This is a genomic window from Sphingomonas sp. LR59 (assembly GCF_036855945.1).
Lineage (GTDB): Bacteria > Pseudomonadota > Alphaproteobacteria > Sphingomonadales > Sphingomonadaceae > Sphingomonas.
Map to the genome: position 1 here is coordinate 1,229,338 of NZ_JASPFL010000001.1, position 17,192 is coordinate 1,246,529.

Below are 17,192 nucleotides of genomic sequence, written 5' to 3' on the forward strand. Positions count from 1 at the left end.
CAATCCTCCCCCGCCAGGGGGAGGTGGCAGGCACTTGCCTGCCGGAGGGGGAGGCAGGTGCAACCGATGGTGCGTGTTCCTCCCCCTCCGTCGCTTCGCGCCACCTCCCCCTGGCGGGGGAGGATTGCAGGGGCGGCGGGTTACCCCTCGAATAAGTCCTTAAACTGCCGAGGCTGCGACCGCAGATACTGCCGTGGCGCCTTCACCTTCCCCCAAGATGCGCCGCCGCATGCCAGGGCCAGCGCGGATCGTAGAGGATCGTCCGGGCCAGCGCGATCATGTCCGCTTCACCTGTGCCCACGATCGCCTCGGCCTGCTCGAAATCGGTAATCAGTCCAACCGCAACGACCGGGATCGACACCGTCTGCTTCACCGCACGCGCGAGCGGCACCTGATAGCTCGGCCCGACGGGGATCTGTTGCGCCGGCGTGATCCCGCCGCTCGACACGTGGATCGCACTGCACCCGCGCGCTTCGAGCGCCTTGGCAAACGCCACAGTCTGGTCCGAATCCCAGCCGCCCTCGGCCCAGTCCGTCCCCGACACACGCATCGTCACAGCTCGTTCAGCGGGGAACGCCGCGCGCACCGCATCGAACACTTCGAGCGGGAAGCGCATCCGGTTTTCGAGACTGCCGCCATACTCGTCCTCGCGCCGGTTCGACAGCGGCGACAGGAACTCGTGCAGCAGATAGCCGTGCGCCGCATGCAATTGCACCGCATCGATGCCGAGCCGCGCGGCGCGCACCGTCGCCGCCACGAACGCATCGCGCACTCGCGCTAGCCCGGCGGCGTCGAGCGCGACCGGCGCGTTCTCCTCGGGCAGGAACGGGACCGTCGAAGGCCCCTCGGTCTGCCAGCCATTCGGCTCGCTTGGCGCAATCTGGAGTCCGCCCTTCCACGGCACCTCGCACGACGCTTTCCGCCCGGCGTGCGACAACTGGATCGCGATCGGCATGTCGGACCAGCGCCGCACGCTCTCGATCACCCCCGCCATCGCCGCCTCGGTCGCATCGTCGTACAGCCCGACATCGCCATGCGTGATCCGCCCCTCGGGCAGTACCGCACTCGCCTCGATCGTCAGCAGCGCCGCGCCGGACAGCGCGAGCTGGCCGAGATGGATCTGGTGCCAGTCGTTCATGCAGCCATTGTTCGCCGAATATTGGCACATCGGCGCGATCACGATCCGGTTGGCCAGCGTGAGATTTCCGACCTTGAGCGGCTCGAACAGTTTCGGCCCGCTCATGCGAAGATCGATCGGATGGAATAAGGCATGGGCGTGTCCCTTGATACGTAGAGGAGTACGGCGAAAACTCGCTGCTCGATGCGGAACATAGGAACCGGCGGGCGGGTTTCACGCCAAGGAATGCTGCACCGCGATAAAGCCGCGGCAGCGACGACAGATGGGGGTCTTCACGTTGCATCTACTGCCCGACACGCTCGACGCCGGCTCGGCCTATCCGCTCGGCGCAACCTTTGACGGTCTCGGCGTTAATTTCGCGGTCTATTCCGCCAATGCCGAGAAGATCGAACTCTGCGTCTATGACGAGACCGGCCGCCGCGAGCTGAAGCGCTATCCGCTGCCCGAATGGACCGACGAAGTCTGGCACGGCTACCTCCCCGACGCGCAGCCCGGCCTCGTCTACGGCTACCGCGCGCATGGCCGTTATGCGCCGGAAGAGGGCCACCGCTTCAACCCGAACAAGCTGCTGCTCGACCCGTACGCCAAGCAGATGATCGGCGAACTCCGCTGGACCGACGCGATGTACGGATACCAGGTGAAGTCGCCGCGCGTGGACCTGAGCTTCGACAAGCGCGACAGCGCGCTGACGATGCCCAAGGGCGTCGTGACCGACAGCCATTTCGACTGGTCGCGCGACGTGCGCCCGAACACGCCCTGGTCCGAGACGGTGATCTACGAGGCGCATACCAAGGGCCTGACCAAGCTGTTCGAGGAGGTCCAGCCCTCCGAACGCGGCACCTTCGCGGCGCTCGGCAACCCCAAGGTCATCGATCACCTCAAGCGCCTCGGCGTCACCGCGATCGAGCTGCTGCCGATCCACACCTACATCCAGGACCGCTTCCTCCAGGAAAAGGGCCTGCGCAATTACTGGGGCTACAACACCCTCAATTTCTTTACGCCCGAGCGTTCGTTCTTCGCCACCAACAGCCACGACGAACTTCGCCGCTCGATCCGCCGCCTCCACGCGGCCGGGATCGAGGTGATCCTCGACGTCGTCTACAACCACACGTGCGAAGGCTCGGAACAGGGCCCGACGCTGTCGTGGCGCGGTCTCGACAACGCGAGCTACTACCGCCTGGTCAAGGACGACCCCCGCTATTCGATCAACGACACCGGCACGGGCAACACGCTCAACCTGACCAAGGCGCGGGTGATCCAGATGGTCGCGGACTCGCTGCGTTACTGGGCGACCAGCTTCGGGATCGACGGCTTCCGCTTCGATCTCGGCTTGACGCTCGGCCGTACGGATACCGGCTTCGATCCCGGCGCAGGCTTCTTCGACGTGCTCCGCCAGGATCCCGTGCTCGGCCGGTTGAAGCTGATCACCGAGCCGTGGGACATCGGCCCCGGAGGCTACCAGCTCGGCAACTTCCTCCCGGTTTCGCCGAGTGGAACGACAAATACCGCGACACCGTGCGCAAATTCTGGCGCGGCGATCATGCGCAGCGCGCCGACCTCGCCGCGCGCCTGACCGGGTCGGCCGACCTGTTCGACCGCCGCGCCCGCCGCCCCTGGGCCAGCGTCAACCTGCTCGGCGCGCATGACGGCTACACGCTTGCCGACACCGTCGCCTACGAGGAACGCCACAACGAAGCGAACGGTGAAGACAACAACGACGGCCACTCGAACAACTGCTCCCGCAACTGGGGCGTCGAAGGCCCGACCGAGGACCCCGCGATCCTAGAGACCCGGTCGCGAGTGATGCGCTCAATGCTGACCACGCTGTTCGCCTCGCTCGGCACGCCGATGCTGGTCGCGGGTGACGAGTTCGGCCGCACGCAAAACGGCAACAACAACGCCTATTGCCAAGACAACGAGATCAGCTGGCTCGACTGGGACAAGGCCAAGTCCCCCGAGGGCGACGCACTGATCGACTTCACCGCGCGGCTGATCGCGCTCCGCCGCGACTATCCGATGCTCCGCGCTGGCAACTTCCTGTACGGTGAAGATACGCCCGCGGAGGGGCTAAAGGACATCGAATGGTGGGATGAACGCGGTCTGCAACTGACTTCGGAAGATTGGGAGAACACCAACGGCCGCGCGCTGGTGATGCGCCGCGCGTGCGAGCGGGACTCGGGCGAGGTGCAAGTGATCTCGCTGTTCCTGAACGCCTCAGAAGGCCCGCTGACCTTCCACATGCCACCCCCGGCCGAGGTAGAGCGCACCGTGCTGATCGACAGCAGCAGGCCCGACCAGCCCGCCATGCCGATCAAGGACAGCTATGAGCTCCCCGCAGGGTGCGGCGTTGCTGACATGGACGATCGCAGCAGCATGACGGCCTGGGGACCGATACTCGCCGAGGACGGGACGACCTTCCGCCTCTGGGCACCCGATCGCGATGCGGTGACGCTGGAGATCGCTGAGGGCAACGCGGTTCCCATGACCCGCGAGGGGGAGGGCTGGTTTAGTGCTAAGGCCCCGGTCGGTGCGGGCGCACGGTACCGGTTCCGACTTGCGGACGATCTTACCGTTCCGGACCCGGCTTCGCGTGCACAGGACGGCGGCGTTCATGGTTGGAGCGTGGTTGTCGAACACGCCTATGACTGGCGGACCCCGGACTGGCGCGGCCGACCATGGGAAGAGATGGTCATCCAAGAGGTCCATGTCGGCACGCTCGGCGGCTTCGCAGGCGTCGCGGACCACCTCCCGGCGATCGCCACGCTGGGCATCACGGGAATCGAACTCATGCCCGTCAACGCGTTCGGCGGCACCCGCAACTGGGGCTATGACGGCGTGCTCCCCTACGCCCCTGCTGAAAGCTACGGCACGCCCGACGAGCTGAAAGCGCTGGTCGATCGCGCCCACGAGCTCGGCTTGGCCGTGTTCCTCGACGTGGTTTACAATCACTTCGGCCCCGATGGAAACTACCTTGGCGCCTACGCGAAGGGCTTCTTCCACCCCGAAGTCGACACCCCCTGGGGCGGCGCGGTCGCGGTCGACCAGGCGCCCGTCCACCGCTATTTCGTCGACAATGCGCTGATGTGGCTGAACGACTACAAGTTCGACGGCCTTCGCTTCGACGCGGTCCACGCGATCGAGAACGACCATTTCCTCGACGCGATGGCCGCCGAACTGCGCGAGAAGACCGAAGGCCGCCACATCCATCTTGTCCTCGAAAACGAGGGCAACGACGCCGACCGGCTCCACGCTGGCGCGTTCGACGCGCAGTGGAACGACGACTTTCACAACGTCCTCCATGTCCTGCTCACCGGCGAGACGAGCGCCTATTATGCCGACTTCGCCGACCGCCCTGCCGAGCGCCTCGCGCGCTGCCTCGGCGAAGGCTTCATCTACCAGGGGGAGGGTTCCCCCAACCACGACGGCAAGCCGCGCGGCAAGCCCAGCGCACACCTGTCGCCGACCGCGTTCGTCGCGTTCCTGCAAAACCACGACCAGATCGGCAATCGCGCGATGGGCGAGCGCCTGACGCTGCTTGCCGACCGCCAGAAGCTGCGTGCTGCCACTGCGTTGCTCTTACTCGGACCGCAGATCCCGCTGCTGTTCATGGGCGACGAGCATGGCAGCGAAAGCCCGTTCCTGTTCTTCACCGATTTCCACGACGACCTCGCCGACGCGGTGCGCGAAGGCCGGCGCAAGGAATTCGCCAAGTTCGCCGCATTCGCCGATCCCGAAGCACGCAAGGCGATCCCCGACCCCAACGCGCACGAAACCTTCCTTCAATCGCGAGCACGGCCCGGCGCCGATGCGGCCGAGTGGCAGGACCTGTACCGAACCCTGCTTAAGATCCGACACGAGCAGATCATCCCCCGCCTTCGCGGCACGACGGTGATCGGCGCCGAAGCGATCGGGGAGGGGGCGGTCGTCGCACGTTGGCAGATGGGCGACGGCGCAATCCTGACGATTGCGCTCAACCTCGGCGACAAAGTCGTTGATTTTCCTGCACTAGAGACCTCGCCGATCTTCGCCCAGGGCGAACCGGGGGGCTGCCAGCGTGGCAGTCTGGCTGGACCGATGAGCGGCCTCCGAACACTCGCTGTCGCGGCCGGCCTGCAACCCGAATGGCAGGACGCAGCGGGTCGTCGCCAGACCGTCGCCGACGATGCGCTGCGGGCGATCCTGGACTGCCTGGGCCATCCGTCCGGAAGCGAAAAGCAGATCGCCGAAAGCCTCGCCGCGATCGAAGCGCGAGACGCGCACGGTGTCCGTTTCCTGTCCGTCGATGTCGGAGACCCGATCCGGCTGGCATCAAAGGTATCAGGCAAAGCCGAACTTACGTTCGAAGACGGTACGACGCGCTCCGTCACGGTTGATGACAGCACGTTAAGTCCGATAGGCAGGTGCGGCTACCACAAGCTTGAAATCAATGGCGAAGTCATCGACATTCTCGTCGCACCGCGCCGCTGCTACACGATCGCCGATGCGCTACCTGGCCGCAAACTCTGGGCGCCCGCCGTCCAGATCCCGAGCCTGCGCACCGATGCGCCGAAGGCGTTCGGTGACTTCGTTTCGCTCGCAGACGCCGCCCGAGCCTTTGGCCAGCGCGGCGCCGATGCCCTCGCGATCAGTCCGACGCACGCGTTGTTCCCCGCCGACGCCAGCCGATACAGCCCCTACGCACCCTCAAGTCGGCAGTTCCTCAACGGGCTCTACGGCGACCCGGCGGCATTTGGTGCAAAGTTCGACAGCCGCGACTGCCCCGAACTGATCGACTGGCACGCCGCGATCCCCGAAAAGCTCGCGCGACTACGCAAGAGCTTCGACCAAGTGCTTCCACAGATTGAAGAAGCCTTAACGGTATTCAGGCGACAAGGTGGCGACGACCTCGAACGCCACGCCGAGTTCGACGCCCTCCACGCGCATTTCTTCGCAACCATGGAAGCACGCGGATGGCAGCAGTGGCCCGCCGAGTATCGCGATCCCGCCAGCCCAACCGTCCGCCGCTTCGTCGCGGAGCATGCCGACGATGTCACGTTCTACATTTTCCTCCAATGGCTAGCGCGGCGCGACCTCGACGCCGCGCATACGGCCGCCAAGGACGCCGGCATGGCGGTCGGGCTCATCGCCGATCTTGCCGTGGGCATGGACCCGGGCGGCAGTCATGGCTGGAGTCGCCGCGGCGACCTGCTGACCGGCCTGTCGATCGGCGCACCGCCCGATCCGCTCGGGCCGGATGGACAAAGCTGGGGCATCACCGGGTTCGATCCGCAAGCGCTGCGGGATACCGCCTTTGCCCCGTTCATTGCTACGATCCGCTCAGCGCTCACACACGCCGGCGGCATTCGGATTGACCACGCGTTCGGCCTTCGCCGCCTCTGGATCGTCCCCGAAGGCGCCTCAGCCGCAGAGGGCGCGTATCTGGACATGCCGTTCGGTGACATGATGCGGATCATCGCCATGGAATCGCAGCGGGCGAAGGCGATCGTCATTGGCGAAGACCTCGGCACCGTCCCCGACGGCTTCCGCGAGGCGATGGACGTCCGCGCAATGCTCGGGATGCGCGTGCTCTGGTTCGAGCGCGATACAGACGGCTTCGTGCCCCCGGCGAAATGGTCTCCCGAGGCGGTGGCGATGACCGGTACGCACGATCTCGCGACGATCGCTGGGTGGTGGAGCGGCCGCGACATCGACTGGACGTGGGAACTCGGCCGTAAGTCCGACGCGCCAGACGAACGCGCCGACCGCGCCGCTCGTGCCGAAGACCGCGCCGCGCTCTGGTCTGCGTTTGGCACCGGTACCGAGCAACCCGCGGCCGACGACACCGCCCCCGTGGTTGACGCGGCGATCGCGCATGTCGCCGGGACCCCGTGTGCGCTGGCGATCGTCCCCATCGAGGACCTCGCTGGGCTGATCGAGCAACCGAACCTCCCCGGCACGATCGACGAACATCCCAATTGGCGCCGTCGCATGCCCGGCACGACCGAGTCGCTCCTGCAACGTCCCGACGTCGCCACCCGCATCGCCACGCTCAACGCCGCGAGACCATCATGACCCCCCGCGCAACCTATCGCTTCCAGTTCCACAAGGACTTCACCTTCGCCGACGCGGAAGCGCTGGTGCCGTATCTCGACGCGCTCGGGATCAGCCACCTCTATACCTCGCCGATCACCACCGCCCGCAGCGGCTCGACCCACGGCTACGACGTCGTCGACCCTACCCGGATCAATCCCGAACTCGGCGGTGAAGAGGCGTTCCGCAACCTAGTCGCAGCACTCCGCGCGCGCGGTATGGGCGTCATTATCGACATCGTGCCCAACCACATGGGCGTTGCCGGTGGTGAGAATGCGTGGTGGAATGATGTTCTAGCAGACGGTGAAACCAGCGAATTCGCCCGCTACTTCGACATCGACTGGCGTGAGAAGCTCGTGCTCCCGATCCTCGGCGATCCGCTCGCCGAAACGCTGGCCAGCGGCGCGCTCAAGGTCGAGCAGGTCGACGGCCGCTATGTCCTCGAAGCGTACGGCGAACACTGCCTGCCGATCCGCGACGAAGATCAGCCCACCGCAGCGACCGACGATATCGCTGCGCTGGTCGATCGCCAGCATTACCGTCTCGCCTCCTGGCGCGTCGCGAATGACGAACTGAACTGGCGGCGGTTCTTTACCATCAACGACCTTGCCGGCCTACGCGCCGAAGACCCGGTCGTGTTTGAGGCAACACACGCGCTCTATTTCCGCCTGTATGCCGAGGGCCTGATCGACGGCGTCCGCGTCGATCACGTCGACGGGCTGACCGACCCCGCGGGCTATTGCCGCCAGCTCCGTGCGAGGTTCGATGCGATCGAACGTCCCGCCGATGTGCCGCCCGGTTCGGCCTACATCGTCATCGAGAAGATCCTTGCCGACGGCGAACCGCTCGCGACCGACTGGGGCGTCGACGGCACCAGCGGGTACGACTTCATGGAGCAGGTCACGGCCTTGCTCCATGCCCCCGCCGGCGCCGAACCGCTCGCCAAACTTTGGGCGGACATAAGCGAGAGGTCTGGCGACTTCGCGCCCGAGGAACTGCGTGCGCGGCAGGAATTGCTGGCGTGGCAGTTCGATGGCCAGCACCGCCGCTGCGTCGACGCCTTTGTCGCCCTCGCTCGGTCGACGCCCGAATGTGATGGCCTGACGCGAGGTATGCTCGACCGCGCGATCGAGCGCCTGCTGTGCGTCTTTCCCGTCTATCGTACCTATGGGACGGGCGATGCCGCCCCAGCAGCGGACGCCGCGATCCGCGAGACGGTCCGCCAGCGCGTGGCTCAGTTCGTTCCACCGGGCGAGGACGCAGTGGTCGAGCGGATCCTCGCATGGCTGGCAGGCGAGGGGCCTGGGGATGCAAAGCTCGCCGCCGAGGCGGTGCGGAAGTTCCAGCAACTCTCCGCGCCTATCGCCGCCAAGGCGGTCGAGGACACCGCCTTCTATCGGTACGGCCGCCTGCTCTCGCGCAACGACGTTGGGTTCGACGCCGCTCGCATGTCGCTCGATATCGACGACTTCCACGCGGCTATGGTCGAGCGCGCCCGCGATTGGCCGGCGGCGATGCTCGCGACCGCCACGCATGACCACAAGCGCGGCGAAGACGTCCGCGCACGGCTCGCGGTGTTGAGCGAACTGCCCGATCTTTGGCCAGCGCACGTGGAACGATGGCGCGAACTCGCCGCGCCGTTTGCCGACGGGGTCGATCCCGCCGACGCGTATATGCTGCTCCAGACGCTGTTTGGCGCTTGGCCCGAGCGCCTGACTGGATCGGATACAGAAGGATTGTCGGACTTTGCCGAGCGGATCGTCGCGTGGCAGGAAAAGGCGTTGCGTGAGGCCAAGCTGCGCTCGTCCTGGGAGGCGCCGGACAAGGCTTACGAGAGCCGCTGCCACGATCTGGCACGCGCGCTGCTCGATCCCGCGCAGTCGCAGGCTTTCCTCGCCGACATGACCGCGTTCGTCGTGCGGATCGCACCCGCGGCGGCGGCGAACGGCCTTGCGCAGGTCGCGCTGCGCTACACCGTTCCCGGCGTCCCCGATCTGTATCAGGGCACGGAGATCGCCGATCTGAGTCTGGTCGATCCCGACAACCGTCGTCCGGTCGATTACACGCAGCTTCAGGCATCGCTGGACGGTGAAACGCCAGCAAAGATGGCGCTGATCCGGCAACTTCTCGGGCTGCGACGGACGCATCCGAGATTGTTCTCTGAGGGACGTTACGAGCCCATCGCGTTAAGCGGTATCCGCGCCGACCACGCCATTGCGTTTCGTCGGATCGGTACGGATGCAATTTTGCGCTGCGTGATCCCGCTACGCTGTGCCGAGCGCTATCTCGACCGGATCGACGCCCGCGACTGGTGGGGCGACACCGCACTCGCATCCGGCGAAGCGCTCGCCGATCTGCTCGACGAGCGTTCCATGTCGATCGAGATGCTGCCCGCAAAAGGCTGAGCGATCAGCGGCTTGCGAGATAGTGGGCGAGTGGATCGATCATGTCCTCGGGAATGCGGCGGGCGATGACCGGCATCGTCGATTGCGACTTCCGCGCGTCGACCACCGTCTCGTCGCCGCGCCAGTTACGGAGGCGTTGCGCGATGTAGCTGGCGCGCTGGCCGGCGAGGACGGGGTAGGGCTTGCCGGAGGCGTGGCAGCTCGCACAGGCGGGGAGCTGGACCTTCGGCAGGCCTTCGCGGTCGATTTTCGCGGCCTCGGTCGAGCCCGACGGCGTGACGCTGCCGATACCCTTCATCGCTGCGAAGTGATCCGCCAATCGCGTCATCTCGGCGGGCGTCAGCGTCGCGGCGGCGTTCGCCATGACCGCGCTTTGGCGCTTACCGGTCGCATAGGCCTCCAGTGCTGCACGGAGATACGCCGGGCTCTGGCCGCCGAGTACGGGCATGTCGGGCTGGTTGCGACCTCGCCCGTCCGCGCCGTGGCAGCCGGCGCAGGTCGCGATCTTCGCATCTGCAACGTCAGGCACTTCGGTCAGCGAACGATAGGTCGCGGGCGTCATTTCGGGGAGCAGGCGGACGAAGGCGACCATGCGGCGAACTTCGTCGTCGCGGTCCTTCGCGGCCCAGCCGGGCATGCCGGTGTATTTGACGCCGTGCTTGAGGATCCAGAAGATCTGCTTGTCGGTCCACTCGCGCGCGTTGATCGACAGGTCGGGGGCAGGGGCGTCGCCGCCTGCATTACTGGGAGCGGGCGCACGCCGGGGGCGCCGTGGCACGACGCGCAGCTGGCCTTGAACAGGCCGGCGGCGCTGACGAGGCCCTCGTTCGCCTTGGGATCGTCGGGCGCGGTGACGGCGGCGTAGGTGCGGACCGAGTTGCGCATCGTCCAGTGGAGAAACCAGTCGGTGATCTTCCAATGGCCCGACGACGCGGCGATGTTGAACACGCCCGACCAGGCGAACAACAGCCCGGCAAGCGCCAGCCCGACGATGGCGGCGGCGGCGCGCGCCCAGGTGATCCGGATCGTCATGCGGTCGCGCTCCGTGTCTTCAATAGTCCGCCGAGCATCGCCAGCCCGCCGATGAAATAGCTTGCCGCGCCGACCATCAGCATGACGACGCCGCCAAGTTGCTGGTCTTCGAGGGCGTCGAGGCCGTGTGTAGCCGGATGCATCGCCATCATCGCGTAGAGCGGTCGGGGGGCGAGACCGATCAGCGCTCCGAGCAGGGTCATGTGCATCGAGGTCAGCAGCAAGGCTGCCACGCCTGATGCGCGACGGTCGGTCGCACCGCCAATGCGTGTGCCAAGTACGGCGCTCCAGAGGACGACGCCGGCGATGAGGAAGCTTGCCTGCTCGATCAACAAAGCCAGTGGCTGCATATCGACGCGCAGCCTCAGCGCGGGGAGGTGCCAGATCCACACTACGACCAGCTCGGCCAGTGACATCGCGAGCGGGGTTACGATCGCGGGCCAGCGCTCGGCTGGGTCCCAGCGCGAGCCGGCGATCCCGTAAGCGAGGAACGGCGCGGCAACCGCGACCGCGATCATGTGTCCGGTCATATGCCCGACCATACCCAGCGGTGCGGCCGCAAACGCCCAGCCGAGCGGGACGAGCACGACGCCCAGTGCGAGGCTCGCGCGTCTCATCGGCAATCGCCGAAGATGATGACCGGGAGCGCCGTGAAGATTACCGCAACGAAGCTCAGGCCCGCCAGCAACCGCGTCGACAGCGCGAGAAAACGGAGGCGGTCGATCGCCGTGCCCTGTTCGTGGGGGCGGATCGCCGGGTGTCTCCGATTGGACGCGCGCGATATAGCCCGCCGCGACTATCCCGAGCAGCGCCACGATCGTCGCGATCAGCGTCGCCAGCGGGAAGCCGTTCAACGCCGTCCCCGGCGCCGAGGATTTCGCGCATGTCACCGCGACCCACAGGTAGCAGAACAGGAAATGCACCGCCCAGATCGTCGGCGGGACAATCAGTGTCCACAACGTGACCTTCAGGTCGCGTGCCCAGTGTTTGCGCTCGGCGTCGGGCTTGCGCTCGGGCTTCGTCATGCGACCCCGGGAACAGGCCGATCGTGGAGAACGTCACGATGCCCGTCAGCGCGAGGAAATGATGGTACACGGTGATGTTGCGCAGGTCCGCGTCATAGACCGGCGTCATCTTCCCCGCGAGGCTGCGCGCCAACGTATAGCCCTGCATGATGACCCCGATCGCAGCGTGCACCGCGGTCCAGATCGCCAGTGTCCAGACCATCGCGGGATAGACGTGGAGTTCGGGATCGAGCCCCGAATACCAAGGCCCGGCAAGCCCGGCGAACAGGCTCGCCAGCGTGGCGACGATGCCGACGACCAGCAGCGCCCGGCCCGCACCGATGTTGCCGCGGCGATGCACTTCGCGCGCGCCGACGGTCGCGGCCCAGCCGGCCAGGGTCAGCGCCAGCGCGACCATCGGCCAGAACACGCCCGGCCCGTTAAGCCCGAACCCGCTCGGCGGGAAATCATTGTGGATCGTCCAGAAGAAGAAATAGCCGAACACCAGCCCCGAGAACGCGGTCGCGTCGGCCATCATCGTGATGAACATCGCCCACCAGCCCGGCGCCGACGGCCCGGAGGTATAGAGCGGCACTTCGATGCCGTGGCCGATATGCTTGGTCGGCTTTTCAGGGATCTCGGCGGTGCCGGTCCACAGCCACCACAGCACGCACGCGAGCGTCGCGACGCCGCTGACCGCCGACCAGATATACAGGTGGTACGTCGTCAGGATGAACACGCCCGCGAGCGCGACCGCGGTCATCATCGGCTTTACGCTCGGCGTACCCAGCCGGATCACCTGCACCGGACGCGCGTCGAGCACGGAGGTGACGATGGACTCGCGCCGCATCTCCTCAGCGTCGGGCAGGAAGAAGCGGCCCTCGTCGACCTTCTGGACGAAATTCTTCTGGTCCCAGATCGGATAGCGGCTCTCGATCAGCGGCACCGAGCGGATACCCCAGTCCTCGTCGTCGGGCAGCGCGAGCCATTCGAGCGTCCCCGCATTCCACGGATTGCGCGGGGCCTTCGGGCGGCGCGGCGACAAAGCGAGGTCGATGCAGACGATGACGACGCCGAGCGCGAACATGTACGACCCGATCGTCGAGGTGAGGTTGAGCCCGCCGATCCCGAGTTCCTCGGGATAGGTGAACACGCGGCGCGGCATCCCGAGCAGGCCCGAGAGATGCATCGGGAAGAACGTCACGTTCATCCCCACGAACATGATCCAGAACGCGATCCGCCCGAGCCTGTCGCTGAGCTTCTTGCCGGTGATCAGCGGCCAGTAATAATACAGCCCGGCGAACAGCGGCAGCAGCGTGCCACCGATCAGCACGTAATGGAGATGCGCGACGATGAAATAGGTGTCGTGCGCTTGCCAGTCGAACGGCGCGACCGCCACCATCACGCCGGTCAGCCCGCCGATCACGAACACCGCGAGGCTCCCGGTCGCATAGAGCAAAGGCGTCGATTTCTTGACGTTGCCTGCCCAGAGCGTCGCGATGAACACGAAGATCTGTACGCCGGTCGGGATCGCCACAGCTTCCGAGGCCGCCGCGAAGAAGGCGAGGCTGATCTTCGGCAGCCCGGTCGTGAACATGTGGTGGACCCACAGCCCGAAGCTCAGGAACGCCGTGCCGACCGCGGCCAGCACGATCCAGGGATAGCCGAGCAGATGCCGCTGCGCGAACGTCGGGATCAGCATCGCGAACAGCGCGATCGACGGCAGGAAGACGATGTAGACTTCCGGATGCCCGAAGATCCAGAACAGGTGCTGCCACAGCAGCGGGTCGCCACCCTTCTCCGCGTTGAAGAACGGCCAGTTCAGCAGCCGCTCCATCTCGAACAGCACGTCGCCCGCGATCAGCGGCGGGAAAGCGAACAGGATCATCACCGCGACGACCAGGATGTACCAAGCGTAGAGCGGCATCAGGTTGAGGCGCATGCCGGGCGGACGGCATTTCAGCACGCCGACGATAAGCTCGACCGCGGCGGCGACCGACGACACCTCGATGAAGCTCAGCCCCAGCATCCAGATGTCCGCGCCGAGCCCGCTCAGGTCGGTCCGCGTCGTCAGCGGCGGATACATGAACCAGCCGCCATCGGGCGCCGCGTCGAAGAAGATCGAGCCCGACACGAACACGCCGCCAATCAGGAAGCTCCAGTATCCGAACGACGACAGCCGCGGAAACGGCAGGTCGCGTGCGCCGAGCAGCTGCGGCAACAGGATGATCGACACCGCCTCGAACATCGGCACCGCGAACAGGAACATCATCATCGAGCCGTGCAGCGTGAACAGCTGGTTGAACGTGTTCGCCGTGACGAGATCGTTGTTCGGCACCGCCAGCTGCGTGCGCATGATCAGCGCGAGCACGCCTGCGAACAGCATGAAGCCGAACGCGGTCAGCGTGTACCACACGCCGATCCGGTTGTTGTTGACGTCGGTCCAGCGGAAGAACCAGCCCGACGGCGGCTTCCACACTTCACGCAGGCGATCCTCCTGGCCTTTCCGCACCGCAGGATCGTTCTGATCGGGCGCGACATAGGGGGTGCTCTCGGTGGTCATTTGAGCCCCTGAAGGTAGCTGGCGATTTGGTCGGCTTCGGCGGCCGACATCTGCGGGAAGGCGGGCATCCGCACGCCGGGCTTGGTCTTGCCCGGATCGCGTACGAAGCCGGAAATGTTGGCGTGAGTCATCGGCAGCACACCCGCGGCGAGTGTCGGGCGCGAGCCGAAGTGGGTGAGGTCGGGGCCGATCTTCGCGACCGGGCCGACGCCGCGGACGCTGTGACAACCGCTACAGCCGTAGCTTGCGAACAGGCGCGCGCCGGGCGATGCGGTGACGGTGGCGGGCCCGGCCTGCGCGGCGAGCCAGCTCGCGAACGCGGCGGGCTCCATCGCGATGACATCGAACGCCATCAGCGCATGGCCGAGCCCGCAGAACTCGGCACAGACGCCGCGGTACGTGCCCGCCTTGGTCGCGCGGACGACGAGGCGGTTGGTGCGGCCGGGGATCATGTCCATCTTGCCGGCGAGACCGGGCACCCAGAAGCTGTGGATGACGTCGGGACTCCGCAGCGACAGTTCGACGGTGCGACCGACCGGCAGGCGAAGTTCGTTGGCGGTCTCGACCACCGATCCGCCCGGCGGGGCATAGCGGACGCGCCACCAGAATTGCTCGCCCTCGACGCCGATCCGCAGATCGTTGTTCGCAACTTCACGTGGGCGCATCGCGGGGAGGGCGTAGAGCAGCAGGCCTAGCAGCAGGATCGAAGGCCCTATACCCCCGAGCCACAGCACCAGCTTCATCCCGCCCTTGTGCGTCAGCCGCCCCTCGGGTGCGCGCATCGCGTGACGCATCAGCAACGCGAGCCCACCCGCGAGGATGATCGCGCCGATGACCAGAACGATGGTGATCGAGAGGACCTTGTCCGCTTCCTCGCCGAACGGCGCGAGCGTCGACTGGTGTCGGTTGCACGCCGCCAACAGCGGCAGGCACGCGCCCACGGAAAGAAAAATAGCCTTCCGCATCATCACCTTGCCACCCTTTGGAAGGGCGTCCCCTAGCGGTGGGGGCGGGGCGGCGTAAACCCGAAAATGACAATTATTTCATGTATGGATGGAGCGCTGTCGCTTATCTTCGATCAGGATGCGCCGTTGAACGGGGCTCGCTCCGTCCGGAGTCGACGCCGGAGCCTGCGCTCCGGCGTCCAGATCAGGCGGCGAACTGGTTCATCGTGTTATGCGCGCCGCCGGCCTTCAGCGCCGCCTCGCCTGCGAAATACTCCTTGTGGTCGTCGCCGAGGTCCGAGCCGGACATGTTTTGGTGCTTCACGCAGGCGATGCCCTCGCGGATCTCCTTGCGCTGGACGCCCTTCACGTAACCGAGCATCCCAGCCTCGCCGAAATACTCCTTGGCGAGATTGTCTGTGGAGAGGGCGGCCGTATGATAGGTCGGCAGCGTGATCAGGTGGTGGAAGATGCCCGCGCGTCTGGCCGAATCCGCCTGGAAGGTGCGGATGCGCTCGTCGGCCTCGTCGGCCAGCGCGGTGCCGTCATAGTCGACGCTCATCAGGCGCGCGCGATCATAGGCGGAGACGTCCTTACCCTCTTCGCCCCAGGCGTCGAACACCTGCTGGCGGAAGTTCAGCGTCCAGTTGAAGCTCGGCGAATTGTTGTAGACGAGCTTCGCGTTCGGCACGACTTCGCGGATGCGGTCGACCATGCTGGCGATCTGCTCGATGTGCGGCTTCTCCGTTTCGATCCAGAGCAGGTCGGCGCCGTTTTGTAGCGACGCGACACAATCCATGACGCAGCGATCCTCGCCGGTGCCGGCGCGGAACTGGAACAGGTTGGAGGGCAAGCGCTTCGGGCGAAGCAGCTTGCCGTCGCGGTTGAGGATGACGTCGCCGTTCTGCGCGGTCGCTGGGTCGATCTCCTCGCAGTCGAGGTAGGAGTTATACTGGTCGCCGAGGTCGCCGGGTTCCTTGCTGACCGCGATCTGCTTGGTGAGACCGGCGCCGAGCGAGTCGGTGCGCGTGACGATGATGCCGTCCTCGACGCCGAGTTCGAGGAACGCGTAGCGGCAGGCGCGGACCTTCGCGAGGAAGTCCTCGTGCGGCACGGTCACCTTGCCGTCCTGGTGGCCGCACTGCTTCTCGTCGCTGACCTGGTTCTCGATCTGAAGCGCGCAGGCGCCTGCCTCGATCATTTTCCGCGCGAGCAGATACGTGGCCTCCGCGTTGCCAAAGCCTGCGTCGATGTCGGCGATGATCGGCACGACGTGCGTCTGGTGGTTCTCGATCGCGTTGAGCAGGCGCTGTTCCTCGATCGCATTTCCTGCGGCGCGGGCCGCGTCGACCTCACGGAACATCATGCCGAGTTCGCGCGCGTCGGCCTGGCGCAGGAAGGTGTAGAGTTCCTCGATCAGCGCGGGGACGCTGGTCTTTTCGTGCATCGACTGGTCGGGCAGGGGGCCGAACTCGCTGCGCATCGCCGCGACCATCCAGCCCGAAAGGTAGAGATACCGGCGGTCGGTCGTGCCAAAATGCTTCTTGATGCTGATCATCTTCTGTTGCGCGATGAACCCGTGCCAGCAGCCTAGCGACTGCGTGTATTTGGCGGGGTCGGCGTCATAGGCGGCCATGTCCTTGCGCATGATCGCGGCGGTGTAGCGCGCGATGTCGAGCCCGGTGGCGAAGCGGTTCTGCAATCGCATGCGCGCGACCGATTCGGGCGAGATCGCGTCCCAGGTGCCGTTCTGATCGGCGATGAGGTTGGTGATCCGGGCGATGTGCGTCTGGTAGGTCACGGGCGATCCTTCGCTGCTGCGTTGATCGTCGTGTAGGGTTGTTGACAGGGTTTTTGTTGGGAATGCGGTTGGGGATGAGGTGTGGATGTCACTGGCGGCGGACGCGCAATGTCGTTGTGTAAAGAAGATTACAGGATAGGATTGGCGGGCCCGATATGAAAAAGGGCGCCTGGATTGCTCCGGGCGCCCTTTCTCTATTTAGCGACGTGGCGAAGCCACGCCGTCGGTCGTTGCGC

The 17,192-nt window shown here is 65.9% G+C and carries 9 protein-coding genes and 1 pseudogene; 3 read left to right on the plus strand and 7 right to left on the minus strand.

What is annotated here, in order from left to right; translation table 11 throughout:
• Nucleotides 1–140: 140 nt before the first annotated feature.
• Nucleotides 141–1,243 (minus strand): annotated as a pseudogene (locus QP164_RS05550) (NADH:flavin oxidoreductase/NADH oxidase).
• Nucleotides 1,244–1,415: 172 nt separating this feature from the next.
• Between QP164_RS05550 and QP164_RS05555 the strand changes: the two are divergent.
• From QP164_RS05555 to treY, 3 genes are read left to right on the plus strand one after another with little or no spacing between them, the layout of a single operon-like run.
• Entirely contained in the window at nucleotides 1,416–2,711 is a 1,296-nt protein-coding gene (locus QP164_RS05555) for a glycogen debranching protein (RefSeq protein WP_333922462.1), read from the plus strand.
• Nucleotides 2,654–7,189 carry a malto-oligosyltrehalose trehalohydrolase gene (gene treZ, locus QP164_RS05560; protein WP_333922463.1) on the plus strand — a complete coding sequence of 1,512 codons (4,536 nt, stop codon included), beginning with the start codon at nucleotides 2,654–2,656 and terminating at the stop codon, nucleotides 7,187–7,189. Before QP164_RS05555 ends, treZ begins: the two co-directional genes overlap by 58 nt.
• Nucleotides 7,186–9,612: a malto-oligosyltrehalose synthase gene (treY, locus tag QP164_RS05565; protein WP_333922464.1), complete on the plus strand. Its 2,427-nt coding sequence runs from the start codon at nucleotides 7,186–7,188 to the stop codon at nucleotides 9,610–9,612. Before treZ ends, treY begins: the two co-directional genes overlap by 4 nt.
• A gap of 4 nt (nucleotides 9,613–9,616) precedes the next feature.
• Here treY and QP164_RS05570 read toward each other — a convergent pair whose 3' ends face one another.
• The 6 genes from QP164_RS05570 to QP164_RS05595 all read right to left on the minus strand — a co-directional run bounded on the left by QP164_RS05570 (nucleotide 9,617) and on the right by QP164_RS05595 (nucleotide 16,956).
• Complete coding sequence (locus QP164_RS05570) at nucleotides 9,617–10,288, minus strand: c-type cytochrome (RefSeq protein WP_333924190.1); 672 nt, start codon at nucleotides 10,286–10,288, stop codon at nucleotides 9,617–9,619.
• On the minus strand, nucleotides 10,171–10,644 hold the full coding sequence (locus QP164_RS05575; protein WP_333924310.1) for a hypothetical protein: 474 nt from the start codon (nucleotides 10,642–10,644) through the stop codon (nucleotides 10,171–10,173). The genes QP164_RS05570 and QP164_RS05575 overlap by 118 nt, the downstream gene beginning before the upstream one ends.
• Nucleotides 10,641–11,261, minus strand: a complete 621-nt coding sequence (locus tag QP164_RS05580) for a cytochrome c oxidase assembly protein (protein WP_333922465.1) — start codon at nucleotides 11,259–11,261, stop codon at nucleotides 10,641–10,643. The genes QP164_RS05575 and QP164_RS05580 overlap by 4 nt, the downstream gene beginning before the upstream one ends.
• A 55-nt stretch (nucleotides 11,262–11,316) precedes the next feature.
• Entirely contained in the window at nucleotides 11,317–14,211 is a 2,895-nt protein-coding gene (ctaD, locus tag QP164_RS05585) for a cytochrome c oxidase subunit I (protein ID WP_333922466.1), read from the minus strand.
• Nucleotides 14,208–15,176 (minus strand): cytochrome c oxidase subunit II, encoded by a 969-nt coding sequence (locus QP164_RS05590; protein ID WP_333924191.1) that lies wholly within the window; start codon nucleotides 15,174–15,176, stop codon nucleotides 14,208–14,210. The genes ctaD and QP164_RS05590 overlap by 4 nt, the downstream gene beginning before the upstream one ends.
• A gap of 184 nt (nucleotides 15,177–15,360) precedes the next feature.
• Nucleotides 15,361–16,956 (minus strand): isocitrate lyase, encoded by a 1,596-nt coding sequence (locus QP164_RS05595; RefSeq protein ID WP_333922467.1) that lies wholly within the window; start codon nucleotides 16,954–16,956, stop codon nucleotides 15,361–15,363.
• Nucleotides 16,957–17,192 lie beyond the last annotated feature (236 nt).

Bases quoted from the DNA above. Each gene is read 5' to 3' on its own strand.
- QP164_RS05575 (WP_333924310.1), bottom strand. From the start codon at position 10,644: ATGACGATCCGGATCACCTGGGCGCGCGCCGCCGCCGCCATCGTCGGG.
- QP164_RS05590 (WP_333924191.1), bottom strand. From the start codon at position 15,176: ATGCGGAAGGCTATTTTTCTTTCCGTGGGCGCGTGCCTGCCGCTGTTG.
- treY (WP_333922464.1), top strand. From the start codon at position 7,186: ATGACCCCCCGCGCAACCTATCGCTTCCAGTTCCACAAGGACTTCACC.
- QP164_RS05580 (WP_333922465.1), bottom strand. From the start codon at position 11,261: ATGAGACGCGCGAGCCTCGCACTGGGCGTCGTGCTCGTCCCGCTCGGC.
- ctaD (WP_333922466.1), bottom strand. From the start codon at position 14,211: ATGACCACCGAGAGCACCCCCTATGTCGCGCCCGATCAGAACGATCCT.